Annotated in this window: 10 protein-coding genes and 1 pseudogene; 9 read left to right on the top strand and 2 right to left on the bottom strand. The window is 29.1% G+C overall.

Annotated features, from left to right (window positions below):
• Window positions 1-9: 9 nt before the first annotated feature.
• Both RI01_RS03745 and RI01_RS03615 read right to left on the bottom strand, forming a co-directional pair.
• Entirely contained in the window at window positions 10-174 is a 165-nt protein-coding gene (locus tag RI01_RS03745) for a hypothetical protein (RefSeq protein ID WP_173363066.1), read from the bottom strand.
• Between the two features lie 311 nt (window positions 175-485).
• A complete protein-coding gene (locus RI01_RS03615) occupies window positions 486-695 on the bottom strand; it encodes a hypothetical protein (protein ID WP_017192809.1) in 210 nt (69 codons plus the stop codon).
• Between the two features lie 223 nt (window positions 696-918).
• On the opposite strand from RI01_RS03615, the gene fba reads away from it, so the two are divergent.
• The 9 genes and pseudogenes from fba to RI01_RS03860 form a co-directional block, all read left to right on the top strand.
• The gene (fba, locus tag RI01_RS01020; protein WP_017192808.1) at window positions 919-1785 is read left to right on the top strand and encodes a class II fructose-1,6-bisphosphate aldolase; all 867 of its coding nucleotides are present in this window, start codon (window positions 919-921) and stop codon (window positions 1783-1785) included.
• A 40-nt stretch (window positions 1786-1825) separates the two neighbouring features.
• On the top strand, window positions 1826-2803 hold the full coding sequence (gene pfkA, locus RI01_RS01015; protein ID WP_017192807.1) for a 6-phosphofructokinase: 978 nt from the start codon (window positions 1826-1828) through the stop codon (window positions 2801-2803).
• A 49-nt stretch (window positions 2804-2852) separates the two neighbouring features.
• Window positions 2853-4343 carry an MATE family efflux transporter gene (locus RI01_RS01010; protein WP_017192806.1) on the top strand — a complete coding sequence of 497 codons (1491 nt, stop codon included), beginning with the start codon at window positions 2853-2855 and terminating at the stop codon, window positions 4341-4343.
• Window positions 4315-5517 carry a phosphoglycerate kinase gene (locus RI01_RS01005; protein WP_017192805.1) on the top strand — a complete coding sequence of 401 codons (1203 nt, stop codon included), beginning with the start codon at window positions 4315-4317 and terminating at the stop codon, window positions 5515-5517. Before RI01_RS01010 ends, RI01_RS01005 begins: the two co-directional genes overlap by 29 nt.
• 43 nt (window positions 5518-5560) lie before the next feature.
• Complete coding sequence (gap, locus tag RI01_RS01000; RefSeq protein ID WP_017192804.1) at window positions 5561-6574, top strand: type I glyceraldehyde-3-phosphate dehydrogenase; 1014 nt, start codon at window positions 5561-5563, stop codon at window positions 6572-6574.
• A 190-nt stretch (window positions 6575-6764) separates the two neighbouring features.
• Window positions 6765-8048 (top strand): glucose-6-phosphate isomerase, encoded by a 1284-nt coding sequence (locus tag RI01_RS00995; protein WP_017192803.1) that lies wholly within the window; start codon window positions 6765-6767, stop codon window positions 8046-8048.
• A 478-nt stretch (window positions 8049-8526) separates the two neighbouring features.
• Window positions 8527-9243 carry a hypothetical protein gene (locus RI01_RS00990; RefSeq protein WP_017192802.1) on the top strand — a complete coding sequence of 239 codons (717 nt, stop codon included), beginning with the start codon at window positions 8527-8529 and terminating at the stop codon, window positions 9241-9243.
• Between the two features lie 90 nt (window positions 9244-9333).
• The gene (gene pepV / locus RI01_RS00985; RefSeq protein ID WP_017192801.1) at window positions 9334-10713 is read left to right on the top strand and encodes a dipeptidase PepV; all 1380 of its coding nucleotides are present in this window, start codon (window positions 9334-9336) and stop codon (window positions 10711-10713) included.
• A 225-nt stretch (window positions 10714-10938) separates the two neighbouring features.
• Window positions 10939-11033: pseudogene (locus tag RI01_RS03860) on the top strand (IS3 family transposase); the annotation flags it as partial.

The raw sequence follows: 11033 nt of genomic DNA, 5'->3' as shown, positions 1-11033 counted from the left end.
TTTAAAGGATCATTCTTTATGATATTTTCTATATCGCTTTTTTTTCACATCTGTAAGATTTTCTTTGTCTGATAATGATTTATGATTTAATAATAATTGTTGATATTCTTGAAGGTTTTTATGACATTCTAAAATATCTCCTTTAATTTTTTTTATTTTTAAATATGGTTTCATTATATGTTTTTTTTGCAAGGAAAGTGAAAAATAATTTCCAATAAAAAGAGTCTTTTTATAATGCAATTGGCAAAGTTTGAAATTATTGGTGATTTCAAATAATTAACATTTATTTTAATTTACGTATTTAATTTACGTAATTGTGGTATTCTTGATAACTTATGAAGCGACTTGGATAATTTTATTTATTTTGACGTTTTATCGGAAAATAGATTTATTTCCGGCTATTATTTTGCATCCTCTAATTTCAATATCAGGATTATCGTGTTTAATTTTCACTTCTTCTTTGTCTCTAGGAAAATAATTATTTTTTAATTGTTTTTAGGTTGAATAAACCATGTATGACGCGTGTTTTTTTTACTTTGATTCATTAGAAGAACGAGTTTCTTCGGATCAAAAAAGTAAAAATATCTTTCAACTTCTAAAAAACTCTTTTTCTCAATCTTTTCGCTTCCATCAAAAAGCGCCATCCTCCCCCAAAAAAAAGATGAAAAAAAACTTAAAAAGTCAATTTTTCTCATGATAAATTATTTATCTTTAAGCGGTTTTTGTTTTTTTGTTGTTATTTTTTTAAAAAAAGTATTAATATAATAAGTGTATGTATAATATAAACATTGTTTTATAAATTGAATTATCCATCACAATTCATTTATAAATAAATTTATGTTGTAATGTGTAATTTTATATATAAAATCTATCAAGGACGTTTTATATAAGAAAATACATTTAAGAAAGGATTTTTCAGTGTTAACTTCCGATAAAAAAGTTATTTTAAAAGCTCACCAAGAAGGTTATGCAATCGCTCAAGTAAATATTAATAATTTAGAATGGATTAAAGCTGCTTTACAAACTGTAGAAGAATTAAAATCACCGGTCATTTTAGGAGTTTCAGAAGGTGCTGCTAAATATATGGGAGGTTTTAAAACTGTTGTTGCTATGGTAAAAGAATTAGATGCTTTTTATAATGTTAGCGTTCCTGTAATACTTCATTTAGATCACGGCTCTTTTGAAGGTGCTCAAGAAGCTATTAAAGCTGGTTTTACTTCTGTTATGTTTGATGGAAGTCATTACCCCTTTGAAGAAAATTTAAAAAAAACTCTTCAAATAACTCAACTATGTCGTGAAAAATCAGTTTTACTGGAAGCCGAAGTAGGCGGTATCGGTGGAGAAGAAGATGGAGTAGTTGGTCAAGGCGAAATTGCTGACCCTAATCAATGTAAACAAATAACAGAATTAGGCATTGATATGTTAGCTGCCGGCATTGGCAACGTCCATGGCAAATATCCAGATAATTGGAAAGGTCTAGATTTCGATGTTTTTGTTAAAATTAGATCTTTGACTAAAGAACAAATCCCTTTAGTTCTTCACGGTGGAACTGGTATTCCTGAACACATGATTAAAAAAGCTATTTCTTTAGGAGTGGTTAAAATCAATGTTAATACTGAATTTCAATTAGTTTTCGCTGAAGCTACACGTAAATATATTGAAGAAGGCAAAGATTTAGTTAATAAAGGATATGATCCAAGAAAATTATTAAATCCAGGCTTTTTAGCTATTAAAAAAGAATTAAAACATAAATTAACTTTATTTGGTTCTGTTAATAAAGCATAATTTCAAAATAACATTTATAAGAAAAAAGGTTATATTAATAATGAAAAATGAACAAAATTTAGAAAAAATCGCTGTTTTAACTTCAGGCGGAGATGCTCCGGGGATGAACGCTGCTATTAGAGCAGTAGTTATGGCAGGAACTAATCAAAATTATGAAGTTTATGGCGTAAAAGACGGTTATTTAGGTTTATATAACAATCAAATAGAATTGTTAACGCCTGATTCTTTAGACAGAATTATCAACGTATCAGGTACTTTTTTAGGTACTTCACGTTTTTTACCTTTTCAAAATGAATTAAAAGTTCGTCAAGTATGTGCTAACAATTTAACTGATTTAGGGATTACTAAATTAGTGGTTATTGGCGGTGATGGTTCTTATTATGGAGCTATGAAGCTAGATGAATTAAACATTAAATGCGTAGGCATTCCTGCTACGATAGATAACGATATTAATGCTACAGATTATACAGTTGGCTTCAGTACGGCTTTAAATAACGTAGTGGATGCGATTGAAAAATTACGCGATACTTCTATTTCTCATCGTAGATGCAGCATTATCGAAGTAATGGGCAGACACAAAGGTGATTTAGCTTTATACGGCGGACTTGCTGGTGGAGTGGATATGATTGTCACAAGCGAAAAATCTTTAGATAAACAAACTATTTTTGATAAAGTTAAAGAATTATACGAAAAGAACCAAAGACATGCTATTATAGTGGTGACAGAACATATTTTCGCAGTTAATGAATTAGCTAAAGAAGTGGAAAAATATAGCGGTTTTGAAACAAGAGCTCAAATTTTAGGACACATTCAAAGAGGTGGAACTCCTACAGCTGAAGATTTAATTTTAGCTAACAGAATGGGCAGTTATGCGGTTGAATTGTTAAAAAAAGACATTCATAATTGTGGCATCGGAATTCAAGGCAACAAATTAACTCATCTTGAATTTAAAAACATTTTTGATCAACCCTATGTAAAAGACGAATTGTTTGATGTATTTGACAAAATAACTCAATAAAAATATTTATTTAGTTTTTTAATTAAGAAGTAAAGGATAAATTTTAAAAGTGTCTACAAATGTTAAACAAAAAAATTTAAACAAAAATAATTCTCAACCTCAGTTTCAAGGTTCGATTTGGAAAAATTTAATCGTTATTTCTATTCCAGTTGCTATTTATTTAATATTTAAACATTTTACATCAGCAGTAGATTATTATATTGTTGGAACTCCTACAAAAACAAATAAAAATATCGATTCAGTCATTACTTTGATGAAACAAATTGGTAAAGTTTTCCAAGCTATTGCGATGGGTTTAGGCGGTGCGGGAGTTATTTTAGTAGCCCAAGAATATAAAAAAAATAATAAAGAAAAAACACAAGAATACGTAACTTTAGCCTTTTTGTTTTCTATTATTTTAAGCCTTTTATTATCCATTGTATTCTATATTGGTGCTATAATACCTAATTTCGACCTTTTTTTACCCGTTAGTTATCGTACTGACGGCGGCGCTTTATGTTATAACATTCAATTAATATCTTTCATTTTTATGACTATTAATGTAGTGTTTATTGGAATTGAAAGAGCTAAAAATAAAACGCGTTTTGTTTTCTTCTTAAATATTTTAAACATTTCAGCAAGAGTGCTTTTAGCCTTTGGTTATAAATGGTTTAGAGGCGAAGGAAAGGTAAGTATTGTTGATTTGCAATTAGCTACTTTATTTTCTGATTTATTGATTACTTTTATAGTTGTTGATTTTGTGTTCTTTAATAAGAAAAACGATACCAGATTAGATTTCAAAAAATTCAAATTCTCTTCTGAAGTGTTAAAAAAATTTTCTAAATTATCTGGCGGATTAGTGGTCGGTAAGGCTACTTATGAAGTTGGTAAAGCAGTGGTTAACACTTTGACGACAAAATTTTATGAACCTTCTTTATTAGGGATTGCCGGTTTAGCAGCGTTAGTTAATGGTATTGTTTACTCTTTATCGCAATCTTTTGAAGATGGACAATCAGTCATGGTGTCGCAAGAATCTAGCAATCAAGATTCACGAAAAACTCTGAAAATTTTTAAAAATGTTTTTGTTATTACGACTATTTTAGGAACAGTCGGTATTTTGGTTAATCAATTTTATGGCGAAAAATTATTAAAATTTTTCAAACCAACCAGAGATTTTTCATCGGAAGAAATGCAAGGTTTTAAAACGATTTTATTTTATGAACAATTATCGCTTTTCACTTCTGTATGGGCTTCCATGATGATGGGTTATATTATTTCGTACAATAAGAGCGCTAAAATATCATTCTGGATGAATCTTTTAAGAGTTTTATTGAGGATATCTCTATTAAGTTTATTGCACCTTGCAACTGATATAAACCATTATATTCAATTCGGTTGGAGTACGGCTGGAAGTAACATTATTGTTTTAATAGTCGTAACTGTTATCTTTGTGAAATTTATTAAAAAAAGCCATAATGAAAGTGAGCAACAAAAAATAATTAAACAAGATTTGAAAAAAAGGTATTTTTGGTATGATAATAAAAACCCTTTCTACAGCTAACGTCAAAAATAAAAAAGTTTTATTACGAGCAGATTTAAATGTTCCTTTAGAGAATGAACGTATTACAGATGATAATAGAGTTAAAGCTATTTTGCCTACTTTAAAACATTTAATTCAAAATGAAGTTAAAGTAATTGTTTTTTCTCATTTCGGCAGGGTTAAAACTGAAGATGATAAAAAAAAATATAGTCTTGAAGTGGTGGCTCAAAATTTATCTTTTCATTTGGATGCTAAAGTTTATTTCGTACCTCAAACAAGAGGAAAAATTTTAGAAACAGCTATTGAAAAACTTCTCCCTGGAGAGGTCTTGATGGTTGAAAATACTCGTTTTGAAGATTTAGACAACAAAAAAGAAAGTAAAAATGACGCTGATTTAGGAAAATATTGGGCTTCTTTAGGCGATGTTTTCGTGAATGATGCATTTGGAACTTCTCATCGCAGTCATGCTTCTAACGTAGGTATTGCTCAAAATATGGAAGAAAAATATTTCGGTTTTTTAGTAGAAAAAGAAATTAATTTTCTTCATAAAATCGTCAAATCACCTCAAAGACCCGTAGTAGCGGTTTTAGGTGGTTCTAAAGTATCTGATAAAATTAAAATCATTCGTAATCTTTTGAAAAAAGTTGATTTTCTTTTAATCGGGGGCGGTATGAGTTTTACCTTCTTAAAAGCGCAAGGTCATAACGTAGGCAAAAGTTTACTAGAAGAAAACGAAATACCTTTAGTGAAAGAATTGTTAAGCTCTGAAGAAGGTAAGAAAATTGTTTTAGGTCCAGATGTTGTTTGTGGCGAAGAATTTGCTAACAAAACTAAAGTTAGTGTTTCTGATGTTAACAATATTTCTGATAATGTGATGGGTTTAGATATCGGTCCCAAAACAGTCGCTTTATTTCGAAAACATTTAGCTTTAGCTAAAACTATTGTTTGGAACGGACCTTTAGGAGTTTTTGAATTTGATAATTTCGCTCAAGGCACTAAAGAAATAGCACAAATAATAAGTCAAATGCATAATAAAGCTACTACAATCATCGGTGGTGGCGATAGTGCAGCTGCTGTCTTTAAATTTGGTTTAGACGGTCATTTTAGCCACATTTCTACTGGTGGAGGAGCCTTTTTAGAATATTTAGAAGGCAAGCCAATGTTTGGGTTGGAATGTATCGAAAATATTGAATAAAAAAATTTATGAAAAAATAATTTAAAAAAAGGTATAACAAATTATGAACAAAAAAACAAAAGTAGCCATTAACGGTTTTGGACGTATAGGAAAATTAGCGTTTCGTTCCATTTTTGCTAACCCTCGATTTGAAGTTGTTGGCATCAATGATTTATCTAATTTAGAAACAATCGCTTATTTATTAAAATACGATACTGCTCAAGGATTATATAAAACAGATTCCGTTTCTTACGAAGATAACCATTTAGTAGTGGATGGGAAAAAAATTCCTGTTTTTCAAGAAAGAAATCCTAAAGATTTGCCTTGGGGTAAATTAGATGTAGATGTTGTTTTAGAATGTACTGGTTTTTTCGCTAGTAAAGAAAAAGCGGATCTACACTTACAAGCTGGAGCTAAAAAAGTTTTAATTAGTGCTCCTGCTACTGGCGATTTAAAAACAGTTGTTTACAATGTCAATGATAATGTTTTAACTAAAGATGATCACATTGTTAGTGGAGCTTCTTGCACTACTAACTGTTTAGCGCCTGTTGCGAAAGTGTTAAACGATAACTTCGGCATTAACCAAGCGTTTATGACAACGGTTCACTCTTACACAAGCGACCAAACTTTAATTGACCAAAATCATTCTAAAGGTATTTGGGCTAGACGCGGTAGAGCAGCAGCTTCTAATATGGTTCCTACTTCTACAGGAGTAGTGAAAGCTATTGGTTTAGTATTGCCTGAATTAAAAGGTAAAATAGATGGTACATCTGTTAGAGTTCCAACTGTAACAGGTTCTTTAGTGGACCTTACAGTAGAATTAAACCAAGAAGTAACAGCGGAACAAGTTAATCAAGTTTTTGCTAAAAATACTAATGAAACTTTAGGATACGTTAAAGATCCTATCGTATCTTCTGACATTGTAGGAACTTCTTATGGTTCTTTATATGACTCTAATACTTTACAAATTCTTCAAACAAAACCTAAATTTATCAAATTAATGTCTTGGTATGATAACGAAATGAGTTATGTTAGCCAATTGGTAAGATTATTGCACAAAATGTCTACATTGTTATAATTTTTAACTAATAAATAAAACCGCTAAAAAAACCAAAATACAATATGCTTTATAAAGTATAAATAAAGCATATTGTATTTTCTCTTAAAGATGATTTATTTTTCCATTTAGTCTAATTATTATTTATTAAAAAACAATAGTTTTTAAAAATATATTTGCAATAATCAAAAGATAATTATGGAGTGTTGATATGAGTTTAAACTTAAATTTAGATGGAATCCAAAATTTTTTAAATTGGGATGAGGAAAGTAAAAAACTAGCTCCTCAAGTTAAAAAAAATCATCAAAAACTGCATGAAGATCAAGAATTAAAAGATACTGTTTTAGGGTGGTTAACTTTACCTTTGAACGATGACGTTGAGGAAATTCAAAAAATAAAAAAATTAAAAAAAAAACATCCGGATTTAGATGTGTTAGTAGTGATAGGGATCGGTGGTTCTTATTTAGGCGCTAAAGCAGGAATAGAATTGCTTCAAATTCCTTTTCAAAAAACTAAACCTGAAGTGTTATTCGCAGGTCATCAAGTGTCAGGTAATTATTTAACAAATTTGACTCATTATTTAAAAGATAAGAATTGGGCGATGAACGTTATTTCTAAATCTGGTACTACTTTAGAACCTGCTTTAGCTTTTAGAGTATTGAAAAAAGCAATAGAAGAAAAGTACGGCAAAGAAGAGGCTAAAAGACGTGTTTTTGCTACTACAGACGGTAAAAAAGGTGTTTTATTAAATATAGCTAACCAAGAAGGTTACGAAAAATTTGTTGTTCCTGACAATGTTGGCGGAAGATTCAGCGTTTTAACTGCTGTAGGATTATTACCTTTTGTTTTTGCTAATTTAGATGCAGAGGCTATGTTAAAAGGAGCTCATCAAGCTTATTTAGATTTTTCATCTGATGATTTAAATCAAAATGAAGCGTATCAATACGCAGCAGCTCGTTATCTTTTGCACACTAAATTAGATAAAAAAATGGAATTATTAGTTAGTTATGAACCGCATTTATTAGGTTTTTCTGAATGGTGGAAACAATTATTTGCCGAATCCGAAGGTAAAGACGAAAAAGGTCTTTTTGTGGGAGCTATTAATAACTCTACTGATCTTCATTCTTTAGGACAATTCATCCAAGAAGGAAGTAAGTTTTTTTTTGAAACAGTTTTAAATGTAGGCCATTTTGACCAAGATTTAGTCATTCCTCGAGTAGAGAATGAATTAGATGGACTTAATTATCTAGCAGGTCAAAATTATACAGATATTAATCAAAAAATTAAAACAGCGACCAAACAAGCTCATATTGAAGGACAGGTACCGAATTTAGAATTGACTGTGCCTCAATTAGACGAATATAACTTTGGTTATTTAGTTTATTTCTTTGAAAAAGCTTGCGCTATGTCTGGTTCTCTTTTAGAAATTAATCCTTTCAATCAACCAGGTGTGGAAGTTTATAAACAAAGAATGTTTGCTTTATTGAAAAAATAATTTTATTTATACAAAAAAAGATACTCTAAAAGTATCTTTTTTTGTATAAAGGTTATAAAAAGTTATAAGAAATCTTTTAAATGATAAATAAGTACCCTTTTATAGTGTTTTTTTCAACTTTCTTCACCAGATAATAACTATTATTTTGAGGTTTTACATTTTACTTTATTTTTTAATGATTATTTTTTTGTTTTTTTAATTTTGAAAATAAGGAGATAACTTTTTAAATCTCAAAAAAGCCTTTTTTAAGTATGAAACATGTTTTTTCAAAGAAAAATCGTAATTGAGTAAACAAATATGATAAAATAAAATTTTATGATGTGTTTGTGAATTTATAAGAAAAAACTTTTTTATAAACTTTCAAAATCAGAATAAATTAATTTAATTTTTTATTATAAAAATATTTTTTATAATAAGATAAAATCAGCGTTTTAAAAGGTACTGTTTATCAATTTTCTTCAAAGAAGGGTTATTCAACATGAATCAAAAGAAATTTATTAAAAAGAATTTATCAGACCAAAATACATCTAAAGGCGGCATTTATGAATTATTATACTTTTTATTCTGTTTGGGCTTTTTATCGATCTCTTTAGGAGTTTTTATCGCACAAGTGGATGAAAAAGTGATTAAAGGAACAAACTTGTTGCATGATTGGAAAAAATTATTCAACAAGTTCACTTATCAAAGTAATTTTTTAGTTTTAATAGTGATGCTTTTATCCTTTACTCCTTGGCGAAAAAAGAAGAACTTTGCTGTTTTAACTTTTATAACTTTAGTGAGCATTTTATTTACTGCGATTATTAATCATTCAATTCTAGATAGAGATGAAATTAAGAACTTTAATTTTAAAACTGTTGATTTTCAACATACTATTATTCCTCTTTTATATACTGTCTTTTATTTTTCGAAAAAAAATATCGGTATGTCTTGTAAAAAAGCTTATTTAGGGATTATTCATCCTTTGACTTATTTAATTATTTATTTAATTATCGGCAAAATAAAAGGGGAAAATTATAAATATCCTTATGATTTCATCAATCCTCACAAACCTGGCATTATAGGCGGTTTATTGGGAAAGGCAAAACAAGGGTATTCTTATCTTTTTTTAACTGCTTTCTTTTTAGCTGTTTTAACTTATTTATTTTCTTTATTTTTAAATTTCACTAAAAGTAAAATTAATACTCAAAAATATTAATTTTGACATATAAAAATGATTTTACCGCATGATGTCCTTTTTTCTGAATTATAGTAAATATCCAAAAAAAACCAAAAAAGGAGATAAATAATGTTTGATTTTAAAAAAGAAGTTTTAAAAAGAGAAGATATTATTGTTAAAACTCTGCAAGATTTGTTAAGAATAGAGAGTGAATTAGAAACATTTAAACCAGAAAATAAAGGCGCTCCTTTTGGACAAAAATTAAAAGAAGCTCTTGATTTTATGTTGAATTTAGGACAAAAAGATGGTTTTAAAACTTTGAATGTTGATGGTTATGCCGGTCATATAGAATATGGTAATCAAACAGATTGGATTGGAATAATAGGACATCTAGATGTTGTTCCCGCCGGCAATCATTGGTCTTATCCTCCTTATGAAGCTAAAATAGTGGATGGTAAAATTTATGCTAGAGGTTCTCAAGATAATAAAGGTCCCGTTATTGCTTCTTATTTTGCCTTAAGCATTTTAAAAGAATTAAATATTCCTTTAAAGAAAAGAGTGAAATTTATTTTAGGATTAGATGAAGAATGCGAATGGTACTGTGTGGATCATTATTTTGAAAAACATCCGGAAATCCCTGTTGCTGGTTTTGTGCCTGATAGTTATTTTCCTTTAGTTTATGCGGAAAAAGGCCTTGTGGTTTTATCTTTAGAAACTGAAAGCACAGATCCCCGCATTATCAGTATGCAAGGCGGTTCTAAAGTAAATGTTGTACCGGATTTAGCTCAAGCGGTTTTAGTTTATGAATCTCATTATGAAGCTTTATTTCAACAATATATCCAAAAAAACGATATAAACGCTACTTTTACCAGACAAAACGATAAAATCACTATTGAAGTCAAAGGTTCCGCTTTTCACGGTTCCGCTCCAAAACAAGGTATAAACGCTAACGATGCTTTAATCAAAATCCTACAAGCTTTAAATATTGAAAATAATTTTTTTAATTTTTTAAATAATTATGTAGTAGATAGTTCAGATGGTCAAAAAATGGGGATTCAGCATTTAGATGCTGAAACAGAACATCTTACCTTATTTAGTGGAGTTTTTACTTATGACAACAATAAAGCCTCTTTTTATTTAGATTTAAGATATCCTAAAGGCATCAAATATGAAGATATCATGACTCAAATTAACCAAAAAGCAAAAGAAAATAATATTAAAGTGCATGTAGTTTTTCATAAAGATTTATTTTATCAAAGTCCTAAAAGCCCTTTATCGCAAACCTTAATGAAAGCTTATCAAAAACATGCAAATGATCTAGTTTCTCAACCTTTAACCAGAGGCGGAGGTAGTTTTGTCAGAACCGTCCCTAATTTAGTCGCTTTTGGGCCAATTTTTCCCAAAGAAAACGCTTTATTTCATCAAAAAGATGAAAATATCTCTATTCAAACTTTAATGAAGTTAACTATGATTTACACAGAAGCTTTATATGAATTAACCGCCCAATAAAAAATTTGTAAATAAAAATTAAACGAAAAAATGATCTCTAAAGAGTCAAAATAAAAAACCGTCTCAAAAAGACGTTTTTTTATTGTGAATTGAAGAACATTATAATTAGATTTTTTATTGATTTTAAGTTTTTCGGTTATTACTTCTATTTGATTGATTGCGATTATTTTCACGTGACATAGCTTTATTTTAAAACATTAGATAGGTTCTGCGCACCTTAAAAGTCAAGGCAAAGTTTATCAATCACTCAAAATTCAAAAAACTTTAACTAAAAAAGGTTTTTTAATCAGCATGTCAAGAAAAGCCACCCCTCGTGATAA

Origin of the sequence: Italian clover phyllody phytoplasma str. MA1, assembly GCF_000300695.1 — a bacterium.
Lineage (GTDB): Bacteria > Bacillota_I > Bacilli_A > Acholeplasmatales > Acholeplasmataceae > Phytoplasma.
This window is presented reverse-complemented; position numbering and strand designations above follow the sequence as displayed.